We start from the raw sequence: 25,168 nt of genomic DNA on the forward strand, positions 1-25,168 counted from the left end.
TTTTATTTTTTTTAAAAACCGAGACATGGATAACTTGTTATGATCTAGCAATTTGCCTATTTTGAGGTAGCTTCAAGAACAATTGGGAATTACAATGATAACAAGACAATCTTTTCAAAAATAACCAACTCGATTTGTTATTCCCTTTTTGTCTTAAGCTGCAACATGTTGTCCGATTAGTCTCAAAGTGCAAAAGGAGGAAGTTATCTTGACTCAAATTAATATTAATGGCGTATCGTATGATGTAAAAGAAGGAGCTACAATCCTTGATACCATTAATCAGCATGACATTCCACATCCACAGATCTGTCATGTGCCTGCTGTTGATCCAATCGAAACATGTGATACATGTATCGTGGAGGTGAACGGTCAATTAGTTCGTTCCTGCTCCACAAAGGCAGTAGACGGCATGAATGTTTTATTAACTTCTGACAAAGCAAAAGCAGCACAAACAGAAGCGATGGATCGTCTACTCGAAAATCATTTACTGTACTGTACAGTTTGTGATAATAACAATGGAAATTGTGCATTACACAACACGGCTGAAATGATGGAAATCGAGCATCAAAAATATCCTTACCAACCGAAAGTGGAACCTCATGAAGTGGACATGTCACACCCGTTTTATCGATATGACCCTAACCAATGTATCGCTTGTGGTCAATGTGTAGAGGTTTGTCAAAATTTACAGGTGAATGAAACATTATCCCTCGATTGGGAAGCCGAAAGACCACGCGTCATATGGGATACTGGCGTAGCAATTAATGATTCTTCCTGTGTAAGTTGCGGTCAATGTGTAACCGTTTGTCCATGTAATGCCTTAATGGAAAAATCCATGCTTGGAGAGGCTGGATTTATGACTGGTCTGAAACAGGATATGTTAGATCCAATGATCAGTTTAATTAAGGAAGTTGAACCGGGCTATAGCGGTATTTTTGCCGTTTCTGAAGTGGAAGCAGCTATGCGTAGTAAACGTACTAGAAAAACAAAAACAGTATGTACTTTCTGTGGTGTAGGTTGTTCATTCGAAGTTTGGACAAAAGACCGTAAAATTTTAAAAGTACAACCTTCCGAAGGTCCCGTTAACGCAATTTCTACTTGTGTCAAAGGGAAATTTGGTTGGGACTTCGTTAATTCTGAGGAACGAATTACTAAACCTCTTATTCGTAAAAATAATGAATTTGTTGAATCATCATGGGATGAGGCACTCGATTTAATTGCCACAAAGCTTGGTGGTATTCAGCAGCAATTTGGTCCTGGTTCTGTCGGCTTTATCTCATCTTCTAAAATTACAAATGAAGAGAATTACTTAATTCAAAAAATGGCACGTCAGTTATTTGGAACAAATGATGTCGATAATTGTTCCCGTTATTGTCAATCCCCTGCTACTGACGGTTTATTACGTACAGTAGGTTTAGGTGGTGACGCGGGTACTATCAAAGATATTGCCAAGGCTGGTCTTGTCATCATTGTTGGGGCTAACCCGGCTGAAGGACACCCTGTTTTAGCAACACGTGTGAAACGTGCACATAAATTACATGGTCAGAAATTAATTGTTGCGGATATTCGTAAACATGAAATGGCTGAGCGTTCTGACATCTTTATGCGTCCGAAGCAAGGTACTGACCAAGTTTGGTTAATGGCCGTTACCAAATATATCATTGACCAAGGTTGGCACGATGAAGCCTTTATTCAAGAAAACGTCCTTCATTATGATGATTTTAAACAAGTACTTGAAACATATACACTTGATTATGCGCAAGAAATGACGGGTATTAGTAAAGAAACATTGATCGAAGTGGCTGAAATGATTCGTGATGCAGATGGTACATGTGTGCTTTGGGGCATGGGTGTAACACAAAATACTGGTGGCTCTTATACATCCGCAGCGATTTCAAATTTACTTTTAGCAACTGGGAACTATCGTCGTCCAGGTGCGGGTGCCTACCCTCTTCGTGGTCATAACAATGTGCAAGGTGCCTGTGATATGGGTACACTACCAACTCTCTTGCCAGGTTATCAAAAGGTAACAGATGAGGCAGCGCGTGCAAAATTCGAAAAAGCTTACGGTGTCCCAATTCAGTCGCAACCAGGTCGAACTAATATGCAAATGTTAGATGCGATTATGGAAGGTAAAATGAAAGCCATGTATTTAGTGGGCGAAGATATGGCGCTTGTTGATTGTAATGCCAACCATGTAGATGAGGTGCTTTCACAACTAGACTTTTTTGTTGTCCAAGATTGTTTCCTATCACGTACAGCACAATATGCAGATGTTATTTTACCTGCTGCGCCTTCCCTTGAAAAAGAAGGTACATTCACGAATACAGAACGTCGTGTTCAACGCCTCTATCAAGTATTACCAACACTTGGTGAATCGAAAGCAGATTGGGAAATCTTGCAAGCGGTTGCTCGTCGTTTAGGAGCAGATTGGCATTATGATCATCCAAGTGACATCTTTGATGAAATGGCTAGCCTGTCCCCCCTCTTCTCACAAGCCAACTATGATGTCTTAGAAGGCTGGGGTAGCTTCTGCTGGGGTAGCCATGATGGTAAAGATACACCTTTACTATATGAAGATGGTTTCAATTTCCCTGATAAAAAAGCTCGTTTTGCTTTAAATGATTGGGTGCAACCTGTGGAATATGAGGCACAGTACGATTGTCTTATTAATAATGGTCGTATGCTTGAACACTTCCATGAGGGAAATCTAACAAATAAATCGAAAGGTATTCAATCGAAAGTACCTGATATTTTCGTTGAAGTATCACCGGAACTGGCGAAGGAACGAGGTATTGCAGATGGAGCCTTACTTCGTTTAGTATCTCCTTATGGTGCATTAAAGCTAAATGCTCTTGTCACAGATCGCGTGCAAGGAAACGAATTATTTTTACCGATGAACTCCGTTAATAAAGATTCAGCTATCAACTTCTTAACGGGCCCTGCAGCAGATGTGAATACATCAACACCAGCTTATAAACAAACAAAAGTACGAGTTGAAGTGCTAAAAGCAAAAGGAAAATCACCACTTCCTCGTACGAACCCACGCTATAAAAAACGTCATCCTCAAAATGGTGTTGAGGTTCATCGGAAATGGAATCGTCCTGGCTACGTTCACTTAACAACTATTAACGAAAGAGAGTGAGAGCATGGCTGTACCTATTACAAGCATTAAAAAACAACAATTGACGGAAGAACAACTAAAGGAACAAAAATTAGACAATCTAAAAGAACTGCTTTCTGATAATGAAGAAGCCGTTAATCAAGTGTTTAGTATTATGGCTGAATTGAATGATATAGGTGCACTAGAAGCAGCAATGAAGCTACTAGAAGCGAAAGAGAATGTGGCCCATATTGCACTTGGACAATTAACTCGTAAGCCTGTAACCAATATTATTAATAATTTAATGGGCGTTGCAGGAGCATTGACGGAGCTCAATCCAGAAACAACGACTAAGCTAATTGACGGCTTAAATTCAGGTGTAGATGAAGCGAGCAAAGCACTTGAATCCAATGAAAAAGTAAGTGCCTTTAAGCTTATGAAAATGTTAAATGATCCAGATGTCAATCGTGCGCTCAATTTTGGAGTCCATTTCTTAAAGGGACTTGGCAAAGGCTTAAAAGAATAAGGTGGTTCCGACATGTTAGTAAAAGAAGATGTTATCAACGCATTACAACAAGTAGAAGATCCAGAGCTTCATCAGAGTATCGTCAAATTGAATATGGTGCGTAATATTCAAATAAACGGCACCCATCTATCGCTGGATATTATTTTAACCATTCCAGGTTGTCCTTTAAAAGCGAAGATCCAGCATGATGTGGAAAAAGCATTACAAGCGATTGGTGCCTCCAGTGTTGCCATTACCTTTGGGGCTATGACAGATCAGGAACGTCGCACATTAACTGCGTCTCTACAAGCGAAAAATGTGACAGAGCAAGGAATGCCGAATATGCTACTGCTTAATTCTGGTGTGCAATTCATTGCCATCACAAGTGGTAAGGGCGGTGTTGGGAAATCGACTGTGACCATTAATTTAGCAGTCGCCCTTGCCCGTCTCGGCAAACGGGTAGGAATACTTGATGCGGATATCTATGGCTTTAGTATTCCTGCTATGATGAATATTGACCAAAAACCTACTATGCTTGACCAAACAGCTATTCCAGTAGAAAGTCATGGGGTTAAATTAATGTCGATGGGCTTTTTTACCAATGACAACCAGCCTGTTATGTGGCGTGGCCCCATGCTCAACAAATGGATTCGCAATTTCCTTGTCAACACATTATGGGGAGACTTGGACTATCTTCTGATAGATTTACCACCAGGGACAGGCGATGTGGCCATTGATATGGCAGCCATGATTCCTCAGGCACAGGAAATCATTGTAACAACACCACATCTTGCTGCTTCTCACGTCGCATCCCGTGCAGGCTTGATGGCTCAACATACGAAACATACTATTCTTGGTGTTGTTGAAAACATGGCTTATTTTGAAGGAGCAGATGGTCAAAAAAACTATCTGTTTGGACAAGGTGGAGCCGATCAGTTAGCAGATTTACTGCAAACACAAGTAATCGCCCATGTTCCTTTTGCTCAACCTGAAGAAAATACAGGCTCATCAGTATATGAGGAAGAAACGATTATCGGTGAGATATTTACTAACCTAGCAGAAGATTTGCTTTACCAATAAAACAAAAATCCCTTGATTTGCTTTTACACAAATCAAGGGATTTTTCTGTCACAAATAGCCTGCCTTTTTTAACACTTGCATGAAATAAAAACGGTACGTATTTTGAACAAAGGTATCTAAAGGTAGTCCAACATTGACCTGATATTTCGTAAAAATAAAATAAAACCGTTTATCCCATTTTAAATGCAGGAGCTCCCCTGCCTCTTCACCATATTTCATAGTAAATTCCTCAATCAAAGGCTCAATCATCTCATAACAATAGTCTTTTAAATGGGCGAGTGCTTCAATATCTTTATCCCTTTGAAAGCGTATAATCCAATCCACTAATTGCTCATTCATGTTTGTACGTCATCCTTTTACATAGAGTTTCTTCCTATTAAATTATACTCCTTTTTTACAGAATCGAAAAATGAACAGTTTTTTCAAATAGATGGTTTTAACTTGTTGTCAAAAGGATAAACATTGGCATTCGCCACTAATCAATAGGTCGATTCCACCGCAGATGATATTGAACATTCCTATTTTTCGTTTCTTTATCCAATACTAATAATCTGTCACCTGCTTGAATAACATAGGTCTCCTCTAATGTACGTATACCAGGTTGTTGTTGGTCAGGATTGATAACACCTATATTTTCTTCCCACAATACTTGATGATTATTCATATCATAAAACAAAACCATATGGTCAGCACTTTCCCGCTGTGTTTGACGATAAGACACGAGAGCTGTTTTTTTTGCGATATCCACATCAATCACTTTAGGTTCTAAATTTTGGTAGGCTTGAATGGCAGGCTCTGTTAGAACAGCCTGACTAAAATCTTGAATTACCTGATAGTCCTCTACAGACTGTGGGTGTGTGGCAAAATATCCAGGCAACCCTGTCTCAATGAAGAAACGAGCTGTTAGGAAATCTTGAGCTTTTGGGTTCTCACTTAAAGTTTCACCATCAAAGTGATAGAATTTGCCATCGACACCCTCCAAATATAAATTATTTTGTAAAATAACCATCTGATGTGCACCATTACTTAATTTATCTATTAATGGCTGATATTGCTGACGAAATTCTTGCTCAGAAAGTATTTCCTTTCCTGTTGCTATATCTAACAGTGACAATTGACCAAACTCATCATCACGATGATGAACAAGAAGACCACCCATAAAATTCCCAATCAATGTATCTTTATGGGAAGCTGATTTTGTCCATTGCTTTTCACCTGTCTCTAAATTCACAGCCACAATGAGATAATGAGCAATCAAATGCGTAATGCCGTTCGATGTTCCATTATTTTCAGAGCCCTGCACCATTTGGACAGCAATGTGTTGTGAATCATCTGTATAAATGGGCGAATCAGATTTTATAGGAAAGCTTCTCCCCGCTAAGCCAAAAACAATCATGACTAGATTGCTAACCACTATAAATACAACTAGTAAAATGCTAGAAATAACAAGGCTTTTACGTTTAATGACGATAAACAATAACAGTAAAAATCCTAATCCTAACACGATACATAAAAAAATATCATGCATCAGCCAGCCATTCAAACGCCATGAATACGTATATCGTTGAAGAAATTGTTCCACCTCTCTACCTCCTCTAACAGCGATTAACTAAAATCTGAATAGAGCACATAACGGTCACATTCCAAGCACTGAAATAAATAGCCTTGATGATGACCATTGTTCATTAACGATGCTGAAAGCTCCTCTTTCGGAAAGCCTGTATAATTATCAAATTGATCCTCGATACCTAGCTCCACTATATCACTCCAGCCAACATAGCCGATAAACGCACAATAGTCCGAACAATGAGCTACCCAATTATTGCCCTGCCAGCTTACGTAGCCGGGCGTTCGATAGAGAATTTCTTGTACAAAGGCAGGGTTAGTAACCTGTTCATCATCCATTAAATCTTGCTGGAAAGAGCCATCATATTTTTGGGCAGCCTCTCCACTGTGGATGCAAGAAGGACAAAGATAATCTACATCCTCAATAGCGTAAATACCTCCTGTGTAATAGACATCCACTTGCTGTTGACAGCAGTCACAGACAACGATTTCACCTGTTTCAAAAATTTTCGCCTCTAGCGGTTTAGGAACATATTTAAAGGTTGGAATGATTGTTTGAGTTGGCTGTTGGTCCCTTATTTTTCGTGGTAGCAGAGAATTCACCAAATTTGGTTGATTTATGTAGGTTTGCAGAACACCATATTTTTTTCGATCTTTTTTATCAGCTTTATTCATAATGGTCGTAAAAAGCCGATAAGCCTCTAGGTACATCCTAAGCAAGCAATAGACTTCTACTAGTAGCCTTAACGTTTCTTCCGTTTGCTGCTCCTGCTTTAATCGCTCTTTGAAAACATGCATCTGATTAATCGTTATCGGATCTGAAGGATGAAATTTTTGTCTTAGCTCATGCCATTCCTCAGCAATTGTCATAAAAAATAGACCTCCTTCTCACTCGTCATTTTATTTCACAAAAGAGTAATCTTTTATCATTTGGCAAATTTCCACCTTATAGTTCGCGTACCATTTATCTTGTCCCAATTGCTGTGCGGTTAAATGTTTGGCATTATCTTTCCATGCTTGAATAGCCTCTAGCGATTCCCAATAGGACACCGTAATGCCTTTTCCTTCCTCGTTCCTGACACTTTCAACACGCAGAAAACCAGGCTGTTGCTGTGCTAGGGCATCGATGAGGTCAGCCATTTTGCCATAGCCCTCCCCATCCTGTTTAGTTCTTTGAGATGTAAAAATCACTGCATAATAGGTTTCCATTTATTTCTCCTCCTCTATTACTTTTATTGTAAACGATAATGAAATTAACTAAAATCAAAATATAGAAAACTGAAAGGATTGTGACATATGGGAATTAATCCAAACATGGCGGAGGTAGCGGCACTTCTTGGCGAAAGGTCAAGAGCAACCATTCTTGCTAGCATGATGGACGGGCGTTTTCATACAGCTAGTGAACTGGCGTATATGGCTGCCATTAAACCACAAACTGCTAGCTTTCATCTTGCTAAATTAGTAGAAGGAAAGCTGATTAAAGTTGAAAAACAAGGGCGGCACCGTTATTTTCAATTAGCTGGTGAGGACATTGCTCAATTTCTTGAGTCTTTTCTCGTCATCTCACCGCCACCTGAAGTACGTTCTTTAAAACAATCTAGCCAAATGAAATTATTGCAGGATGCTAGAACTTGCTATGACCATCTAGCTGGTAAATTAGGTGTCCAATTAACAGAGTCAATGGTGGATGCAGGCTATCTAAAATTAGAGGACAAACAATTTATCCTGACAGATGAAGGCACTTTATTTTTTACTACATTCGGGATGGATCTAGCTGCTTTAAAAAGAAAACGACGCTCCTTTTCACCTGCTTGTTTAGATTGGAGTGAACGACGTTACCATTTAGCAGGTGCACTAGGCAATGGTCTATTAAACCAATTATTAAACCTCGGCTGGCTTACACGTGTACCATCTATTCGCGCCATTAAAGTGACTGAGAAAGGTAAAAGAGGTTTTAAAGAGGTATTTCATTTAGACAGCTAGAAGAATAGAGGGCTTTTGGATTGCCCCACTAGCCCTTTATTCTACTAAAAGTACGATTTACTAAATAAATCCCACTAATGATAAATAACCCACCAACCACTAACGATTCATGTAACGTTTCGTCTAATACTACCCATCCTGTTAGCACCCCAAAAAAAGGTGCTAAAAATAAATAGGCACTTGTTTTTCCTGGATCACTATTTTGAAGAAGATAGTACCAGCCTGCAAATTGAATGATGGAAGAAAAAATACTAAGCCATAACAAAATCAATAATGACTGTGGATTGACAATAAAGTATGGTTGCTCTAACACGACACTTCCTAGCAAAAGGAGTAAGCCCCCAAACAGCATTTGATAGGCTGATAAAACCCATGTATCAAAGAACATTCCCCATGTTTTCACTAAAAGTGTTGCAATCGCCCAAAATACAGCGGATAAAAGTCCAAATAGAAGACCTATTTTCAATTCAACTTGTGCCCCCATTGTAATGATCACTCCGATTAAGCCAAGCACAACCCCGATCCACTGATAGAAACGATAGCGTACTTTGGTAAAAATGGTGGCAAATATGACAACGAGTAAAGGGTTTGTAAATGTTAAAATAGATGATTCACTTGCTGTAATGGTGCGTAGACTTAAAAAAATACACCCCATTACACCAGCCGTTTGAAATGCTCCGATGATGCATAGCTTGAGCCATTCTCTCTTTGAGGTCGGATGAGGTCTTTTGAAAATCATGACAACAATGACCATTAGAATCCCTGCCAGCATAAATCGAAGGGCAGCCAATAATAATGGTGATGAATACGGTAATCCTAATTTTACGATAGCAAACGATGAACCCATTAAAAAGGTTGTTACTACTAGTAAAGCAATAAATTGATAGTTTTTCATACAAGATACTCCTAACCTGTTTCATTAATCACTACTATCTGATTATAAACAGGAAGCTATTCAACGCTTATCGAAGTATGGATTACATCCATGTAAAAGAATGGGACAATTAGATTGCTACTTAAAGCGACTTCATTGGGGGAGGTATTTTATTTTCATGAATTTCAATAAAAAATCTTACCTCTAACAACAAAGAGGTAAGATGCTATAACTATCAGTTATCCATAAATTCTTTTAGGTTTTCAACAATTTCTTGTGATCTTGTATGGTGTAAGTAATGGTCACCGTCCAATGTGATTACTTTTCCATGAACTGAATTTTTGACTTGCTCTTCATGCAATGGTATCCAATTTTTTTCAATGCCTTCACTTTTCGCCTGAACAAATAACAAAAGAGGTAAATCTTTAGGAAAAGTTACGTTTTTGGCTGCTGTAAAATTCATTTCTATATTTGTTAATTCATTGGAAGTGCTCGTATTATAAAAGTTTTTGTTTGTAATCATCCGTATTTGTTCTTTTGTGTCATCATCATACGATAGGCCAGCATATGGATCATCTGAAAATTTTATAAGAACTCTAGCGATCCCGGTTTTTTTGAGAAGTTGTAACGACTTAATTGGGAATTTCGTATCCATACCGTCTTGAGTAGGCACACTGCTATCAATCCCGACAAATGCAGTCACCTCATTCGGATATTGATTGACATAATCGAGTCCATAAATACCTGCTATAGAGTGTCCCATGAGCATATAGCGGTCAATTTTCAACGCCTGTAAAGCTTCATGAATCTCACTCACTATGTTGTCGGTGCTTCGTTCTTTATCGGTATCATCACTTAAACCATAGCCAAAAGGCTCTATTGAAACGACTCTGTAATGAGGAGTCAGTTCTTCGATAAGTGGCTTAAAATCAAGTGTTGGTGCTGCTGTTCCGAAGCCTGGTAGTAGGACGATTGTTTCTGCCCCCTTCCCTTGGATGGTAACATTCATTTTTCCCTCATTCACAGTAATGAGCTGACCATAGTGTTCTATTTTCCCTTGCTCTATTTTGTTGCAAATAATGTTTACAATAAACACAATAGCAAGTAGCAGCACTATCGTTAAACCGATAACAGCTATTGTTTTAAGTAAGATTCGAAAAAATTTTTTCATTTTTATGCACGAGGTTCATCTTTGCTCGTGCTTTCCTCCCTTACAACCGTTATTCCAGCTAGCTTACTTAGCTGTTATTGATCAGTGTAAAGGACGAAGATGTCTACTATATGACGGTAATATGAACGCAATATGAACAACAAAAAAATTTCGCTATCTCACGCATTTACTGTGTGATAAGAGGTAATTGGATAATAATGGTCGTTCCTTGTCCAAGCTTACTCTCTACTTGAATGTCTCCTTGATGCAATGATACGATTTGCTTAACGATTGCGAGACCCATTCCACTCCCATCATATTTACGACTATGTGAACGATCCGCCTTAAAAAACCGCTCAAAAATACGCTTCTGATCCTCTAAAGAAATCCCAATGCCCGAATCACTTACTCGTACTATCACATGATGAGCGTCCTGCTTCATACTGACCTCAATCATACTACCTTCATTGGAAAATTTAATACTATTAGTAAGAAGATTGGTCCATACCTGATTTAATTGGTCATAATCAGCCATTATATGAACAGCCTGTAAATGAAGATTAAACTGGATGTTGCGAGCAGACCATTGCGGCTGAATGGCAATAATTACTCGCCTAATTTGCTCATCCAGACTAAACGTCGCACATTGCATTTGCTGTGTCTTCGACTCGAGCAAACTTAGCTTTAACAGGCTATCACTCATCTTAGACATTCGCTTTGCTTCCGACATGATAATATCAAGATAGCGACTTTTCTCCTCGTCTGTAATATCTACTTGCTTCAATGCTGCTGCATAGCCTGATATGGAAGTAAGTGGTGACTGAACCTCGTGTGAGACGTTCGATACAAACTCTCTCCGCATTTGCTCCAATTGCTGTAACCCCTCCGCCATGTCCTCAAAACTTTTGGCCAAGGTACCTAGCTCCCCTGATTGTTTAATATTTAACTCGACATTGAAATCTCCACCTGCAATATGCTTTGTTGCTGTTGTCAATTTTTTTATTGGCTTGACGAGAAACCTAGCAGCCACTATAAACACGACACTGCCAATAACAAGAGCATAAGTAGCAAAATTCAATATCAATTTTATAGCAAAGGAAGTAGAAGGGAGGGAGATGGGTTCGATAAACATCGCCTTAGTCCCCATTGCAGTTTGTAGTGGCATTCCTACAAAAATAGACGAAACACCACCCGGATTAACTTGAATGACTTCCCCATCCAGTACACTTTGAACTTGTGTCATTGTTACATTGGCCAGTGGAACACCCTTTTGCTCTCCGTAGGATTTGAACTGCCCCTTTTCTTCATAAATGCGGATATAGTAGGATTCAAGCTGATGCATTTCACGAATAAATTGTTCTGCTTCATTAAATGGCAATGTCTCAAATATATGGACAATGTCCTGACCAAAATTCACTAGGGGGATTTGTAAGTTTTCATTCAATTTATCTTCAAATACCCATGTTGCCATAAAAAAGGATATAGTTGTGCCACCAATTACGGCAACTAGAAATGTTAAAACGACACGCGTATATAATGATTGAATCATTCGTTAACCTCAAGTCGGTAGCCAAGACCTCGTACTGTCTCAATCTGAAATTCAGTTGTTGCAGTGAAGCGCTCGCGCAGACGCTTAATATGTACATCGATCGTTCGATTATCGCCAGCATAATCCATTCCCCAAATTTGATCGATCAGCTGCTCTCGTGTGTAGACCTGCCCAGGTGTTTCCGCAAGCTTATATAATAATTCAAACTCCTTTAGCGGCAGCGAAATAGACTCTGTTCCATTTTTAATTTTATAGGTCTGACGATCCAGCATGATTTGACCAAGTTGAATGATCTGCGAGTAGCCAATCCTGTAGCGCTTTAGAAGAGCCCTTACTCGTACCGTCAACTCTAGTGGGTCAAAAGGCTTTGTCAAATAATCATCTGTTCCGAGCTCAAAGCCCTTCACTTTTTCCCATGTTTCCCCCCTTGCTGTTAGCATTAGTAAGGGAAGCTCAGCATTTACTTTGCGCAGCTCCTTACATAACGTCCAGCCATCCATCGTCGGCATCATAATATCCAGCACAACAAGATCGACAGGCATTGAGTGATAGATGGCTAGAGCTTCTTTGCCATTCTCGGCCTCCATTGTTGTGAACCCGTCTTTGCGCAGAAAAAGGCAAACAAGTTCACGAATATTCGCATCATCATCCGCAACAAGTATAGTCGGCATACGTTCGTTCCCCTTTTCCAATGTATTATTCACATACATTATACTATATATCTGCTTCACTTCCCTTTTACCACACACTGTTATCAATAGCTGACGTCCCAAAAATAAAAAACCCCCTTCCTCTATACGAAAAAACGATAAAGGAAGAGGATTCTATTCAAGCAATCAGCTGTGCAAACCACGCTACATAATGGGCGCCAGGAATCAATAATAGCTGTGCCACAATCGTTCCTAAAAATCTAGAGAACATCATCATAACGGAAGCTTTTTTTAATTCAAGATAACTTCCTCTCTTATTGATAACATCATCGGCCAGTATGGATATTTTAGGATCAATAAATAGAATCAAAAGTATCGTCGCTATGCCATTGATTAATCCAGATGCCATAACCGCAGTAGTCTTTAGTTCTGGTACTAACAAAGTGGCATACAAAGCAGATAAAACGCCAATGGTATAAATCGCTGTTATGACAATATTGATAACAAATAATTTCATTGGTATATCCCGTAAGCTAATACCTTTTAAATAAGTAAAATGAGGTTTATGAATGTGCTTCATACCTCGTCTTACATATTCAAACGTAAAGCCCTTTTTCAATAAAGCGGGGATTGAGCCTCTTTCCTCTGCCAAATGGACGATAGCCCTTGAAAAAATAGCTATGAAGGTTGGAATTAGTAAGATCCCTAGTAATGTTCCAAGTGATGCCGCTCCAATAATCAGTCGAAATTGGTTTTCTACATGTATCAAAGCCTGATCGGCTGGTGCTGTATCAACAAGACTTCCTGTAAATGGTTGCTGCATCATATTCGCCAGCCTCGACACCATGACCATCACATTAAAAAGAGATAAAGCCGATGCTAGTAATTTAACACGTGCCCCTGATAAACGTACGGCATAAGCAAGTGTTTCAATAGCATGAATGATTAAAATGAATAAAGCAATCATGATTAATTTATCTGTGATTAACTCCACTTCTATACCTACTCTTCGCTTTCCTACAATTTAACATTGTGACGCTTCTCCCACAAAATAGTTCCGATTGAAAAGATCTTACCCTAAAAAGATATGGGTAAGATCTAAAAAGCGCTTCTATACAATTGTGCTACGCTGCACTTCTAAACCAAATCACAGCTGGAACATTTATCTTTGTTCAAAGATGACGCCACTTAATTTTCTAGGTGGAGAAATCACCTTATAAGGGATAATGAACTTGTCCTTTTTGTCATGCACAGCGTGACATCCACGCTAGTAAGAGTGGCAGGTCTAAGATTATACGCTTATAAATACTGTTCGTATGATAATCTTAACGAATTAGTTTCCACGTATAGGCTGACATTTTGTCATTGAAGTTATAAGACGTTAAATTGAATAATTGTGCTGAACCAGTTGTGTTTGCTATCGTTACACTATTCCCTGTAAAATTACTATGCTCATAGATAGTTATTTCTGTATAAGGTTTTAATAAAATGGATGACACTTGATCATTCCATTGAGAATGTGGAAGATAAGTCAAATCTATTCCCTCTCCATCTATATGCTCAAATAAGTGTGGCTCATCAGTTGGTAGATTGCGAAAATTAGAACGTATTATCTCTTCATGTAATTTCGGATTCCATCTATCACCTATATAGTCCATAATGATCCATCCAGCTTTTGTTTCAAGATTCTTTAGATGCTCTAATCTCACTTTAGCCGCAGTAATGCTATTCAAGTAGGAAGCATAGTAATACGGACTACTCCAAGCCGTACCACCAGAAGACAAACTCGTGAAATTGATATGAATGTGATTTGGGTTATCTTTATTTAATGCTGTCTCTTTTAGCATACTATCAATTGCTGCTTTCTTTTCCTCATAGTTCACATTATATTTATCTTGTACCGTTATTTTCACATTACCATTTGTCATAGAAGTAAATGTTGCGTTATCTTTCCACGCAAAATTTTTATATCCACCAGTCATCGTACTACCAGAATATCTTCTTAAGAGTACGATTTTTCCACGAGAATCCCCTAAAGTTATATTCCCTTCTGTCTTCAAGAAAATAGAATCTCCAAAATACTTATTTTCAAAGGTGCTAGCAAATGACTCTTTTGCTCCTGGCATGGATTCATACTCTTCTTTTAGAGACATTATAATGGTTTCACTTGGATGACTTTTTAAAAATTCTTTGGCTTCATTAATAAATTGCTGGAGTGTTACATAAAGATAAACAGGTCCATGATGTAGAACAATTGTATTATCATCCGTTACACGTCCTCTGATGTCAAAAAATCTGACACCTTGATCCATTTGAGAGCGAAAGTCATTTTCTTGCGTTTTTGCCCATACGGATTTTATAGGATCCTCCAGTTTGAATGTACCACTATCATGGGTTCCTGGAATAGAAATTTCTGCTAATGCACGAGAGTTAGGTATTTCTCTCATCCACTCTGATAAATTTAGATTATTTTGTTCGGAAGCTGCCAGAGAAGTTAAGTGGACACCACCTAAAGAAAAAAGCATTGTAAAGAAAAAACATATACTTGCGATTATTTTCTTACTTTTTAATATCACCATAAATACTATCTCCTTCTCTTTCACTCACTAAAAACTACCATTTATCCAATTTTAGTTGAGGTGAGTATGTCAGATCTAACAAAAGCATTCTATTATACTCCAATATCCAATGTTTTTTGAAAATGGATAGACAAGCTATAAAGAGTAGCTTCAAAAAACGTTTTTCCCAATCTACTTCTTTTAAAATACAAGTCTTATTAGATGAAATTAACAGGTGCATTGCATCGTTTTTTTTATCATAAAAAACGATGCAATAGAAATTCATACCAATTATCAATAGCAAAAAGTAAAGTAATCTACTTTGAAGATTCTAGATTTAATTCTTTTATTCCCTCTTTTAATGTGACTGCATCTATTTTTAATGTTTTCCAGCTGTCTTTAGCTGCATTCAAGTTAGGAAGTAAAAATTTAAATTTATTTTGTTCGGCCTTGTCAGCTGCATTCTCAATATGTCTGAGTACTCCTGTATATTGAGAATCTAAGTCATTCCATTGTGCAGACATAAAAGTAAGAGCATTAATCGCATCATCAAGTGCATTATACATCTCACTAATACTATTATGCGCAACTCCAACTACACGATTTAATGTTAATTTATAATCAACTGTCTGTTGTAATTGTTTTAATAACGGTTCTAATTGACTTAAATTCTCTTTTGCAATCCCCAACATAATACCGCCAGCAATTAGTGTAGGAATAGTAGGCACCGCTATTGTTATTATTCCATCAGATTCTAATTTTTTATAATAGTTTACTGATTCTAAAACTTCATTTAAACGTTTTTGATCATCCTCAACTGCTGCCCCTTGGTTTTTTAAAATTGACTGTAAGAGCTCTTTGTTACTTCCAAATGCTCTGACATCTTTTCCAATATTGTCTCTTAATTCCGTTAACGCTTCTATTAATTGTTGTGCACATTTTTGATTTTCTTGAATTTCTTCTCGTAAATCTGTAATTCCTTCTATTAATGTTTCTCCATCATTTGCATTTATTGCATATACAATGACGTCATAATAATTTTCAAATTTAGTATCGTATTCAATAATCCCCGTCAATGTATCAATCAGCTGTTTTTTTACTTTCGTATCCCATGTAAGGGCGTGTGCTCTTGCATCCTTTTGGTCTTGTACAATTTTACCTGGTAAATCCTTGTATCCATTAATATTTATTCCTTCAAAGTTCACATCTGGATTTTTGATCAACATATACGAATAAGCATTCATAGATTTTGCGAAAAGCCCAGCCTTTTGCAAGGTTTCTCTCATTTTGGCTTCATTTGCTGAAAGAGACGTATCATCATAGTTCGTTTGCTCCATTTTGCTTGTAGTTGCATAGGCGGTTACTGGTGATACTATAGAAGTGGATGTCAGGGTTAAAGCGGCTGATACAGCAAGTAGATTGTAAAGAAACTTATTATTCATTTTATATTCCTCCCTATATACTTTTTAAGTTTTTGTGCATTAGTCTTGTGTAAAAGCAATGTCTTTTGCAATAAATTCCGCATCTTTATGAATATCATTCCAACTTTGTTTAGCTGCTTTTAAATCATCAGGTATTAAAGAGAGCTTATGATCTTGCATTTGATCGATATTATCATATAAGTCTTTATAATTTGCCCCCATTGTATTCCATTGCTTTTGGATGTTTGTTAGAGACATGATTGCTTGATCCACTGTTTGATACAAATATGTTAACGTGTCTTTTGTGTTATTAAGTGCAATAACGGCTTGGTTAGCAAGATCAGCTTTCGTGCTTAATTCCCCTATTTTATGGGAAATTTCGTTATAGGCATTCATATGATTAGATGCCATAATACCGGATGCTGTCCCTAAACCAATACCAGCTGCACCGAGTGCTGTAAGGCCACCAACAACAACCGGCGTTGCTGTTCCACCAGTCACAACAATTACTACCCCTCCTGCAATCGTCCCAATAACTAAAATAGCTGCTCCCAATCCTCCTCCAATTGACCATGCTAAAACATTGTTAAAATGGTCTTTCTGAGTGGAAGATAGCTGCTGAATTTCAGCATGAAGTTGTGGAATCAATGCTTCTTTTCCAGCTAATATGGCTGTTAATCCACCCTTCCCATCTGGACCACCGACATTATTTTTAAAATCAATTGAATTTGTATAGAGTTTCGTTTTGAAATTTTCTAATATGTTAATTACTTCTGTCACTTCTTTTGAATTTGTATGAATTGAACTGATTAGATCACCAATGCCTTCTTTTAGCCCCTCCCTATCTTTTTTTTGGACAATGTCTATTAATGTGTCGTAATAATTATTAAATTGTTCATCGTAATTCACGATATTACGTGCTGTCTTTTGAATTTTTGGCTTCGCTGTATCTAACCAATAATTTGCATTGATTCGAGACAGATCCTGATTAAGGTGAATATTTTTGATTAATTCTCCCCCTTCTGACCCTAGATCAATATTGGAGAGATTTACATTCGGTTGCTTAATCATTGTTTTTGCGTACAAATCCATTACAAGAATATGAGATCCCGTTTCCGCTAACGCCTTCTTCAGTCCCTCAGGTCCTAATTCATAATTATCCTGTTTTTGAACGACCTCTTTTTGAGCGCTCCATTCTTGTGCAAACGCATGAATAGATGTACTATTATTAGCAGTTAAAAGCGTTGTCAATGCAGCCAAGGTTAACACCTTATACGAAAATTTCTTCATATTTTTTCCTCCCTACTTTTCGATAGGTTTTTACAAATTCTAAGCATCAAAATTTATTAACCTGTTCCTCAAATTGATTGATTATATTTTTTAATCTTCTTAATGTATCTTGTTGAGACAGTTGATTCGCCGCATCAGCATCAGTTGATAATTTTGTTATATTATTTTTTATTAGGTTCAAATCTGCTTTATAGCGTTTCAATAGGTCAATTTCTACATCTACTTGACTAGCAAATGTATGCAAATCATGCTGCATAAGAAGAAGCATGGATTGTTGTAAATCTGCTATTGTTAGTTTCTTTGTTAAATCATATAGTTTTTGATTTTGGATCTCTAAATCATCTAAATATGCTCTTTGTTCAGCCATTAGTTTGTTAACTTCAGCGAAGGTATTATATGTTTTTTTGATTTTTTCTGGGTCAATTGTTTTCATAAGGTCATACTCTTTTGATTTTGTAGCAGCGGCTGCAGCAATTTCAGCTTGTTTATCTTTCTCAATTTTTTCACGAGCCTCTTTTTTAGCTGCTTCAATCTCTAGAATAGATTTCCCCTGTTCTTTTGCTTCTTGCTCTGCTTTTTTCTCTGCTTCTAGAATAGCGTGGTTAATTTCCTTTCCTTTGTTATAGGCTGCCACCGCTATTTGAGCTGCTGGTTCAATGATATCTTTTGAAAGACTATAAATCTCTTGGAAAATATTGAGTCCCTGTTCATTTAAAGCTCCTGGTATCAATGCGATTTGCTGTAAATCATTGTGAATTGATTTTTTTGTATTTAGTAATTCAGCCTTTAGCTTGTCTATTTTCCCTGTTCCCTCTGCGCTTAGTACCTCCTGCGCTTTTATCACATCAGTATCGAGATTTTTTAGTTTTTTATCAAGCTGTAATTTAAGATCTGTTAGCTCATTCATTTGATATTGAACACTTTCTTCGTTTGTCAGAACCATTTCTTGAAGAACTTCCAATCTATCCAAAAAGCCTTCCTTATTTTCCTTAGTGTCTACAAATTCTTTTAATGTAGGATAATAGGCCTGAAATTTTGTTACAAAGCCTTTACTTTTTGAATTGAGTAAAATTAACTTTGGATAAAGCTCCACTGCCCACTCCTTCATATCTTGTTTTATTAGAAATTGCTCTGTATTTAAAGCTGGTACTTCCTCTAACTGTACATTAGGGTTCATCAAAGCTTTGTCTATATACATTTGAATCAATTTTGATTGTGCACCTAATTTTCTTAATGATGAGGACAGAGCTACGTTCTCCTCTTGCATTTCTACTTGCACTATAGGCGTTGCAAAAGAATGGATAGGACTCACTCCAGTAGCAACAATCGATGTTATTATCAACCCTGTAATTATTTTCTTTTTCATTGTTTGTACCTCCCTACATAGATTGCCACACTATTTTTATTACAATTTGTTCTACATTTGTACACCTCTAATCTACTATTGATATTAGGAAAGTTCTTAATAAGAATAGACATCCCTAATAACATAAATTTTAGAGAAAGACACATATTTTGGCAAAAAACAACATAAATAGGCTATTTAATGATGAAAATAGATTTTTATGTCGTTTATTTTTTTGAAAAAACACTAAAACAAACTAAATAAGTCTATATTTGTTACATTTTCCTAATAATGAGTGGATTTAGGGATCAATATTGACATATTTTTTACTAAAAAACTATATTTTGTATGAATAGATAAACTTAGAAATTCTAATTTTCCCGCTTATTTTATAGAGTTCACGCTATTCACATTTCAACTTCTTCCATTTTCACACTGGATAAAAACTTTTGTCCCCATAGAAAAACACCTTCACGTTGATTTGATAAGTTTATCAACGAAAGGTGTTTTTATTTGTCTTGTTAGATTTTTACTTTGAAAAATGAGAGGTACAGCTTTCGTCTGCTTTTTCACCATTAGCAGCCATTTTTTCTTATTAAAATACTATTTATCGAGAAAGAAAATAACTATAGGAAAAGGTTCACTTTTCTTTGAAGCAACTCTTTAAACTTTGAAACTATCCCCAAACAAGATTGTTTCGTAACCAATGTAGTATATACTATGCTCAAGCTCTTTTAGACCAAATCACTACGGGAATGAGCAGTAAAGACAATAGCCCTCCTGCTAAGGACAATGCCGCATAACTAGCATTCGCTACGACCATTCCTGATAGAGCACCACCAGATGCCCCCGCTAGTGCAACTAAAACATCCATTTTCCCTTGTGTTTTTGCACGTGTAGACGGCTCGGTCGCATCAACAATTTGTGCGGTACCACTAATTAAACCGAAGTTCCAGCCTAACCCCAGTAAAGAAAGTGCTACTATTAATAAAACCATCGAATCGCTTGGAGCGAATGCCGCTAATAAACCCGCTAGTAGCAAGGTAACACCGGCGGCGATACTCATGGCTGTTCGTCCAACTTTATCAACAAGAATACCTGTTACAAGCGATGGCAGATACATAGCCCCTACATGAAATCCAATAACAATGCCTACTTCCGATATTCCATGTCCATGATGTTTCATATGTACTGGTGTCATCGTCATGATTGCGACCATGACAATCTGTGTCAGAACCATCACCGTTGCCCCTACTGCTAGCCCTCTTTTATTGCCAGCTGTATGCAAGGATGGTGCTTTATTATCTTTGTTCATTTTTTGCTGATGTGCCTCAATGGCCTTAGCTATTTCTAAAGGATCAGGACGCAACATAATAAATAACACAAGCCCTGCGACAATAAAGGCAACCGCAGATAATAGAAAAGGACCTGCAAGAGCTGGAACACCAATGGATAGCGCCACTCTCCCCATCATTTCTACTAAATTCGGACCTAAAACAGCACCGAACGTTGTCATCAGCATAGTCGTACTAATCGCCGTGGCACGTTGCTTATCATTGGCTAAATCCGTCCCAGCATAGCGAGCCTGTAAATTCGCCGCAGTGCCAGCACCATAGATTAATAGAGAAGCGAACAAAACGATCACACTATTCATTATAGCGGCCAAAACGACACCTACGGCCCCTATTCCACCGACTATAAAACCTGTTGCTAAGCCTGTGCGACGACCATATCGCTGCGACAGTTTCCCTACAATGAAAGCTGCTCCTGCAGAGCCTAACGTAAATAATGCAGACGGTACACCTGCATAAGCATCTGTTCCTAGCATTTGTTGGGCTAACAGAGCACCTACTGTAATACCTGCTGCAAGCCCAGCCCCACCAAAAATTTGAGATAGACTGACAACGACCAACACACGCCTATATAAGTTTTTTAGTTTCTCTGGGGACGCTATATAGGATTCTATTGAACCTTGATCTTTTACAACCATTTTTCAACCTTCCTTCTCTAAATATAATGTATTATCTATGTAAATATCCCTTTTAAAGTGCCATCATCTTCAAGGTATTCTATGCATACCAATCAAGATTAATTGAATCTATAAAATAAAGAAGGAACCGTCCTCATTTCATAGACAGTTCCTTTCATCTGCCACCACCCTTATATCGCTATAGGTATTGGTGTAGAGCATGGGTTACATTGAATTAATACGCATGCATAACCACTTTCTTCTTTTTAGAATAGAGTAAGAAAGTAGTTGTTAAACCTAAGCTAATAATCCCGAAAATAAGCCCCATGCCACTTAAACCGATTAAATCTAGCATCATCCCTGTAGATAAGAGCACGACTTGGAAGACGACCGAATCAATCATATTACGGAATGAGAAAAAACGTCCGTGGAACTGTTTCGGTACTTGTTTCTGGAAAATAACCATCGTTGTCGGAAAAAAACAGCCGACTGAAAAGCCAAAGACCCCAAATGCCACTAAAGCAAAAAAAGGAATTTCCGCCAGTAATAATAATAGCTCCATTGAGCCGATAATAAAGGCTAATGAAAAGAGCAGTGTGCCCATGTGTACACGTTCAGCAATTATTTTTAAGCCTGCAGCACCTAGCATAAAGCCAATGCCTTCGACTGTATATAACAATCCTGAGATGGTTGTTGATTGATGGATTTCAGAAATTTTCATAATGACTAAATTGAAAGAGCCTAAAAATAATGTGGGAATTAACATTAAGACGAGTGTCATCAGGACGACCGGATGCTCCTTCACCATAGGCCATACTTCTTTAAAGTTTCCTTTATCTTTGTGTGTCAGTGTTGCATTTGTCGTTTCATCTAATTGCAGTAAGCTTGTAATAACAAACATGATCACATAGACAATAAATGAAATAATATATAGCCATTTTAAGTCAAAGAAGCTTAACATAAACCCTGCTGCGGCTGTGCCAACAATTCTTGAAATGGTTCTGGCATTCATTTGCCAAGCATTAAGCGTAATTAAATCTTGTTCCTTCGCAATCATTGGAATAATCGATTGCAAGGCAGGCATATAAAATGCGGCTGCTATTTGCAACGTAATTAAAAAAAGAATCATCCAAATAACCGAATTGGTATAAAGTGCGATAAACATAAATAAAACACTAATGATTCGTCCGATACTTGCCATTTGGACAACCGTTTTTTTCTTCGATTGGTCAATGATGCGTCCTGCCATTGGACCGACGACCAAGCCTGCTAAAATACCACAGGAAATAATTAATGATTTGTGAAAGTCTGAAGGTACTACCTCTTGCATAAAGGCTAGATTTCCAATAATGCCTGCCCATAGGCCAAGTCCGACGACAAATTCACCTAATAAAATAATCCATACGTTTCGATTTCTCCACATGCTGTTCTCCTTGTTGTTTCTTCAATAAAATTTATCGTAACAAACTATTAAATATTCGTACATAAAAATATAGAAAAATTTGTTAGAATCTAAGCCTTCTCTTTCTAGCATTTCTTAATGAGTATACTATTTTTCCTAACTGAAATACTCATCCAAAAGTTTGAACTTCCATCTATAAAGAAAAAACACCGTTTGATGAGCGCATCAAACGGTGTTTTTCGTTAAGACATTTCTAGCTTATGGACAAGTGCTTTTTTTCTACGTTCGATTATTTTTTGGCTGATGAACGTCACAATAAATATTAACCCTACCGTTGTCGCCATCATACCAGCTATAGAAGTATCCCAAAACTTCGCTAAATAATAGCCGATAACAGAAGCAGCAGCACCAAAGAGCATACTATAGACAAACATTTGCTTAATCGTCTTACTAATTAAATAGGAAGTGGCGGCTGGTCCAATCAACATGGCCACTACTAAAATGGCCCCTACACTATCAAATGCCGCAACAGTTGTGAACGAAATGGATGTCATAAAGCCATAATGAAGAAATACAACAGGAATCCCAATAGTAGCCGCATACACAGGATCAAAAGTGGCAAGCTTCATTTCTTTAAAGAATAATAGCAAGAAGGCAATATTAATTACTAGGACGAGTAACAACATCCACACGGCCTTAGGCATCGCTAGCCCAAGCAGTGTCCATTTATCCCAAGGTACAAAAGCAATTTCCCCCATTAGAACATGTTCAACGTCTAAATGGACATTGCCGGCATATAAGGTGATCAGAAGGACACCTGCCGCAAACAAGGAGGTAAAGACCACCCCTATTGCGGCATCTTCTTGAATGCCAGAAGAATGCAATAATTGCACAAGGTAGGCTGTTAAAATTCCTGCAAACGCAGCGCCTACAAGCATCCAAAAGCCATTTAATGTCTGGGTAACAAGATAGGCCATCACAATACCAAAGAGCACCGTATGACTGATGGCATCTGCGATCATGGACATTCTACGCAAGATGAGGAAGACACCTGCAATCCCACATGTCACACCAACTAATAATCCTGTGAATACAACCCAAAATTCGATCATCCTACATCACCCTGCTTTCGAAATTGCATTTTTCTACGATATTTACTAATTTGACCTGCAGGACTAATAAAATACGATATAAAGAATATTCCTGCTGCTACTAAGACGATAATCGGACCAGTCGATAACCCTGTTCGAATCGCACTAATAAAAGTTCCTGTTATGCCAGCAATTCCGCCAATCGCGGCACTCAAAATAAGCATCGTGCTTAATTTTTGTGTCCATAGCTTGGCACTTGCAGCAGGAATAATTAATAAAGCAGACATTAATATGACGCCGACAGCTTGTATACCTGTGACAATTGTCATCACAATTAAAACTGTTAAGGTTGCCTTTAAAGCCTCAATCGGTAAGCCAATCCCTTTTGCATATACAGGATCAAAGATGAGTAGCTTCCATTCCTTATAGAGTAAGAGGCTAACCATTATAATAATGGTTGCACTAATAAACAGCCACATTAAATCCGCTTTGGTCATCGTCGCTGCCTTGCCAAAAATAAAATTATTCAGACCGCTTTGATTACCAAGTGGACTACGGTTGACAACTGTTAAAAATACTACACCAACACCAAAAAATACAGTGAGGACTAAACCAATGGCAGCGTCAGCCTTCATTTTTGAAAACGATACAATCCATTGTATACAATACACAGATAATGCAGAGGTGATGCCCGCTCCTAGCATTAAAACCGGCAATTCCTTTTGACCTGTTAGCAGGAATGCGAGCGCAATACCTGGTAATGCTGCATGTGCCGCAGCGTCACCAACTAAGCTTTGTTTTTGCAAGAAGGAGAAGGTGCCTGTTATACCAGCTGCAATGCCCAATAGCATTGTTCCACTAAGTACCCACAATAAATTACCACTTAACATTGTGTCCCTCCTTACGCATGCTGCATCATGAATAGTTTACCACCATACGTTTTTTGTAATTGTTCTGGTGTAAAAACATCTTCTGTTGCACCTGATGCTAAAATCGTTTTGTTTAATAGAATCGTATAATCAAAGTATTCTTTGACGGTTTGAAGATCATGATGGACGACAAAAATACTTTTTCCCTGTGCCTTTAAATCTTTTAAAATATCAATAATGGTTTTTTCAGTCGCAGCATCTACACCTGCAAATGGTTCATCTAAAAAATAAATATCTGCATTTTGAGCAAGTGCTCTAGCTAGGAATACACGCTGCTGCTGACCTCCTGACAATTGTCCGATGGAGCGCTCTGCAAAGTCCAGCATCCCAACGCTTGCTAACGCTTGTCGCGCAACAATTTTATCTTGCTTGGATGGTCTTTTAAATAAACCCGTATGGCCATAACGTCCCATGAGCACTACATCCAGCGCATTTGTAGGAAAATCCCAATCCACAGCATTACGCTGAGGGACATAGCCAACAACTAAACTTTTCGGCTCAAACACCTTCCCTAAAATTTCAACCTTTCCTACTTTATTAGGAAGTTGATTTAAAATGGCCTTTAAAAAGGTTGATTTCCCTGCACCATTCGGACCAATAATGGCCGCTAGATGACCTTTAGGTACCGTCACACAGGCATTCTCTAATACTGTTTTTTTATCATATGCTACTGATAGATTTTCTACTGTTAATGCATCCATAC

The 25,168-nt window shown here is 37.9% G+C and carries 21 protein-coding genes and 1 pseudogene; 4 read left to right on the forward strand and 18 right to left on the reverse strand.

Going from position 1 to position 25,168, the window contains the following annotated elements; genetic code table 11:
* Window positions 1–208: 208 nt before the first annotated feature.
* From fdhF to MHI04_RS12940, 3 genes are read left to right on the forward strand one after another with little or no spacing between them, the layout of a single operon-like run.
* Window positions 209–3,145 (forward strand): formate dehydrogenase subunit alpha, encoded by a 2,937-nt coding sequence (fdhF, locus tag MHI04_RS12930; RefSeq protein WP_089932618.1) that lies wholly within the window; start codon window positions 209–211, stop codon window positions 3,143–3,145.
* A gap of 4 nt (window positions 3,146–3,149) precedes the next feature.
* On the forward strand, window positions 3,150–3,629 hold the full coding sequence (locus MHI04_RS12935; RefSeq protein WP_036120656.1) for a DUF1641 domain-containing protein: 480 nt from the start codon (window positions 3,150–3,152) through the stop codon (window positions 3,627–3,629).
* A 12-nt stretch (window positions 3,630–3,641) separates the two neighbouring features.
* Window positions 3,642–4,688, forward strand: a complete 1,047-nt coding sequence (locus tag MHI04_RS12940; protein ID WP_058844572.1) for an Mrp/NBP35 family ATP-binding protein — start codon at window positions 3,642–3,644, stop codon at window positions 4,686–4,688.
* Window positions 4,689–4,736: 48 nt separating this feature from the next.
* Here the strand turns inward: MHI04_RS12940 and MHI04_RS12945 are convergent, their stop codons facing one another.
* The 4 genes from MHI04_RS12945 to MHI04_RS12960 all read right to left on the reverse strand — a co-directional run bounded on the left by MHI04_RS12945 (window position 4,737) and on the right by MHI04_RS12960 (window position 7,463).
* Window positions 4,737–5,027 carry a hypothetical protein gene (locus tag MHI04_RS12945; RefSeq protein ID WP_036126901.1) on the reverse strand — a complete coding sequence of 97 codons (291 nt, stop codon included), beginning with the start codon at window positions 5,025–5,027 and terminating at the stop codon, window positions 4,737–4,739.
* A 136-nt stretch (window positions 5,028–5,163) separates the two neighbouring features.
* A complete protein-coding gene (locus MHI04_RS12950) occupies window positions 5,164–6,270 on the reverse strand; it encodes a PA2928 family protein (RefSeq protein ID WP_101966747.1) in 1,107 nt (368 codons plus the stop codon).
* Between the two features lie 23 nt (window positions 6,271–6,293).
* The gene (locus MHI04_RS12955) at window positions 6,294–7,124 is read right to left on the reverse strand and encodes a CbrC family protein (RefSeq protein WP_342534904.1); all 831 of its coding nucleotides are present in this window, start codon (window positions 7,122–7,124) and stop codon (window positions 6,294–6,296) included.
* Between the two features lie 30 nt (window positions 7,125–7,154).
* Window positions 7,155–7,463: an antibiotic biosynthesis monooxygenase gene (locus MHI04_RS12960; protein ID WP_089932612.1), complete on the reverse strand. Its 309-nt coding sequence runs from the start codon at window positions 7,461–7,463 to the stop codon at window positions 7,155–7,157.
* 87 nt (window positions 7,464–7,550) lie between these two features.
* On the opposite strand from MHI04_RS12960, the gene MHI04_RS12965 reads away from it, so the two are divergent.
* On the forward strand, window positions 7,551–8,237 hold the full coding sequence (locus tag MHI04_RS12965) for a winged helix-turn-helix domain-containing protein (RefSeq protein WP_089932610.1): 687 nt from the start codon (window positions 7,551–7,553) through the stop codon (window positions 8,235–8,237).
* Window positions 8,238–8,265: 28 nt separating this feature from the next.
* On the opposite strand, the gene MHI04_RS12970 is transcribed toward MHI04_RS12965, so the two are convergent.
* The 14 genes and pseudogenes from MHI04_RS12970 to MHI04_RS13035 all read right to left on the reverse strand — a co-directional run bounded on the left by MHI04_RS12970 (window position 8,266) and on the right by MHI04_RS13035 (window position 25,166).
* Window positions 8,266–9,132 (reverse strand): DMT family transporter, encoded by an 867-nt coding sequence (locus tag MHI04_RS12970; protein ID WP_101966748.1) that lies wholly within the window; start codon window positions 9,130–9,132, stop codon window positions 8,266–8,268.
* Between the two features lie 214 nt (window positions 9,133–9,346).
* Window positions 9,347–10,282, reverse strand: a complete 936-nt coding sequence (locus MHI04_RS12975; protein ID WP_058844568.1) for an alpha/beta hydrolase — start codon at window positions 10,280–10,282, stop codon at window positions 9,347–9,349.
* Window positions 10,283–10,448: 166 nt separating this feature from the next.
* Window positions 10,449–11,810 (reverse strand): HAMP domain-containing sensor histidine kinase, encoded by a 1,362-nt coding sequence (locus tag MHI04_RS12980; RefSeq protein ID WP_058844567.1) that lies wholly within the window; start codon window positions 11,808–11,810, stop codon window positions 10,449–10,451.
* Entirely contained in the window at window positions 11,807–12,481 is a 675-nt protein-coding gene (locus tag MHI04_RS12985; RefSeq protein ID WP_342534905.1) for a response regulator transcription factor, read from the reverse strand. The genes MHI04_RS12980 and MHI04_RS12985 overlap by 4 nt, the downstream gene beginning before the upstream one ends.
* Before the next feature lie 157 nt (window positions 12,482–12,638).
* Complete coding sequence (locus MHI04_RS12990) at window positions 12,639–13,427, reverse strand: lipid II flippase Amj family protein (RefSeq protein ID WP_036126929.1); 789 nt, start codon at window positions 13,425–13,427, stop codon at window positions 12,639–12,641.
* 610 nt (window positions 13,428–14,037) lie between these two features.
* Window positions 14,038–14,985, reverse strand: a pseudogene (locus MHI04_RS12995) (phosphatidylinositol-specific phospholipase C domain-containing protein); the annotation flags it as partial.
* Between the two features lie 350 nt (window positions 14,986–15,335).
* On the reverse strand, window positions 15,336–16,460 hold the full coding sequence (locus MHI04_RS13000) for an HBL/NHE enterotoxin family protein (protein ID WP_342534906.1): 1,125 nt from the start codon (window positions 16,458–16,460) through the stop codon (window positions 15,336–15,338).
* 39 nt (window positions 16,461–16,499) lie between these two features.
* Window positions 16,500–17,729, reverse strand: a complete 1,230-nt coding sequence (locus MHI04_RS13005) for an HBL/NHE enterotoxin family protein (protein ID WP_340811405.1) — start codon at window positions 17,727–17,729, stop codon at window positions 16,500–16,502.
* Between the two features lie 46 nt (window positions 17,730–17,775).
* A complete protein-coding gene (locus MHI04_RS13010; RefSeq protein ID WP_342534907.1) occupies window positions 17,776–19,095 on the reverse strand; it encodes an HBL/NHE enterotoxin family protein in 1,320 nt (439 codons plus the stop codon).
* Window positions 19,096–19,798: 703 nt separating this feature from the next.
* Entirely contained in the window at window positions 19,799–21,064 is a 1,266-nt protein-coding gene (locus tag MHI04_RS13015) for an MFS transporter (RefSeq protein WP_089932601.1), read from the reverse strand.
* 214 nt (window positions 21,065–21,278) lie between these two features.
* Window positions 21,279–22,466, reverse strand: a complete 1,188-nt coding sequence (locus MHI04_RS13020) for an MFS transporter (RefSeq protein ID WP_036126945.1) — start codon at window positions 22,464–22,466, stop codon at window positions 21,279–21,281.
* Between the two features lie 221 nt (window positions 22,467–22,687).
* Window positions 22,688–23,557, reverse strand: a complete 870-nt coding sequence (locus tag MHI04_RS13025) for a metal ABC transporter permease (protein ID WP_089932599.1) — start codon at window positions 23,555–23,557, stop codon at window positions 22,688–22,690.
* Complete coding sequence (locus MHI04_RS13030; RefSeq protein ID WP_036126949.1) at window positions 23,554–24,426, reverse strand: metal ABC transporter permease; 873 nt, start codon at window positions 24,424–24,426, stop codon at window positions 23,554–23,556. Before MHI04_RS13030 ends, MHI04_RS13025 begins: the two co-directional genes overlap by 4 nt.
* Before the next feature lie 11 nt (window positions 24,427–24,437).
* Window positions 24,438–25,166, reverse strand: coding sequence for a metal ABC transporter ATP-binding protein (locus MHI04_RS13035; RefSeq protein WP_036126951.1), 729 nt, complete (start codon window positions 25,164–25,166; stop codon window positions 24,438–24,440).
* Between the last annotated feature and the right edge of the window lie 2 nt (window positions 25,167–25,168).

Origin of the sequence: Lysinibacillus sp. FSL K6-1151, from assembly GCF_038630755.1 — a bacterium.
Classification (GTDB): Bacteria; Bacillota; Bacilli; order Bacillales_A; family Planococcaceae; genus Lysinibacillus; species Lysinibacillus fusiformis_D.

Bases quoted from the DNA above. Each gene is read 5' to 3' on its own strand.
- MHI04_RS12935 (WP_036120656.1), top strand. From the start codon at position 3,150: ATGGCTGTACCTATTACAAGCATTAAAAAACAACAATTGACGGAAGAA.
- MHI04_RS12940 (WP_058844572.1), top strand. From the start codon at position 3,642: ATGTTAGTAAAAGAAGATGTTATCAACGCATTACAACAAGTAGAAGAT.
- MHI04_RS12945 (WP_036126901.1), bottom strand. From the start codon at position 5,027: ATGAATGAGCAATTAGTGGATTGGATTATACGCTTTCAAAGGGATAAA.
- MHI04_RS12955 (WP_342534904.1), bottom strand. From the start codon at position 7,124: ATGACAATTGCTGAGGAATGGCATGAGCTAAGACAAAAATTTCATCCT.
- MHI04_RS12960 (WP_089932612.1), bottom strand. From the start codon at position 7,463: ATGGAAACCTATTATGCAGTGATTTTTACATCTCAAAGAACTAAACAG.
- MHI04_RS12965 (WP_089932610.1), top strand. From the start codon at position 7,551: ATGGGAATTAATCCAAACATGGCGGAGGTAGCGGCACTTCTTGGCGAA.
- MHI04_RS12970 (WP_101966748.1), bottom strand. From the start codon at position 9,132: ATGAAAAACTATCAATTTATTGCTTTACTAGTAGTAACAACCTTTTTA.
- MHI04_RS12975 (WP_058844568.1), bottom strand. From the start codon at position 10,282: ATGAAAAAATTTTTTCGAATCTTACTTAAAACAATAGCTGTTATCGGT.
- MHI04_RS12980 (WP_058844567.1), bottom strand. From the start codon at position 11,810: ATGATTCAATCATTATATACGCGTGTCGTTTTAACATTTCTAGTTGCC.
- MHI04_RS12985 (WP_342534905.1), bottom strand. From the start codon at position 12,481: ATGCCGACTATACTTGTTGCGGATGATGATGCGAATATTCGTGAACTT.
- MHI04_RS12990 (WP_036126929.1), bottom strand. From the start codon at position 13,427: ATGATTGCTTTATTCATTTTAATCATTCATGCTATTGAAACACTTGCT.
- MHI04_RS13000 (WP_342534906.1), bottom strand. From the start codon at position 16,460: ATGAATAATAAGTTTCTTTACAATCTACTTGCTGTATCAGCCGCTTTA.
- MHI04_RS13005 (WP_340811405.1), bottom strand. From the start codon at position 17,729: ATGAAGAAATTTTCGTATAAGGTGTTAACCTTGGCTGCATTGACAACG.
- MHI04_RS13010 (WP_342534907.1), bottom strand. From the start codon at position 19,095: ATGAAAAAGAAAATAATTACAGGGTTGATAATAACATCGATTGTTGCT.
- MHI04_RS13015 (WP_089932601.1), bottom strand. From the start codon at position 21,064: ATGGTTGTAAAAGATCAAGGTTCAATAGAATCCTATATAGCGTCCCCA.
- MHI04_RS13020 (WP_036126945.1), bottom strand. From the start codon at position 22,466: ATGTGGAGAAATCGAAACGTATGGATTATTTTATTAGGTGAATTTGTC.
- MHI04_RS13025 (WP_089932599.1), bottom strand. From the start codon at position 23,557: ATGATCGAATTTTGGGTTGTATTCACAGGATTATTAGTTGGTGTGACA.
- MHI04_RS13030 (WP_036126949.1), bottom strand. From the start codon at position 24,426: ATGTTAAGTGGTAATTTATTGTGGGTACTTAGTGGAACAATGCTATTG.
- MHI04_RS13035 (WP_036126951.1), bottom strand. From the start codon at position 25,166: ATGGATGCATTAACAGTAGAAAATCTATCAGTAGCATATGATAAAAAA.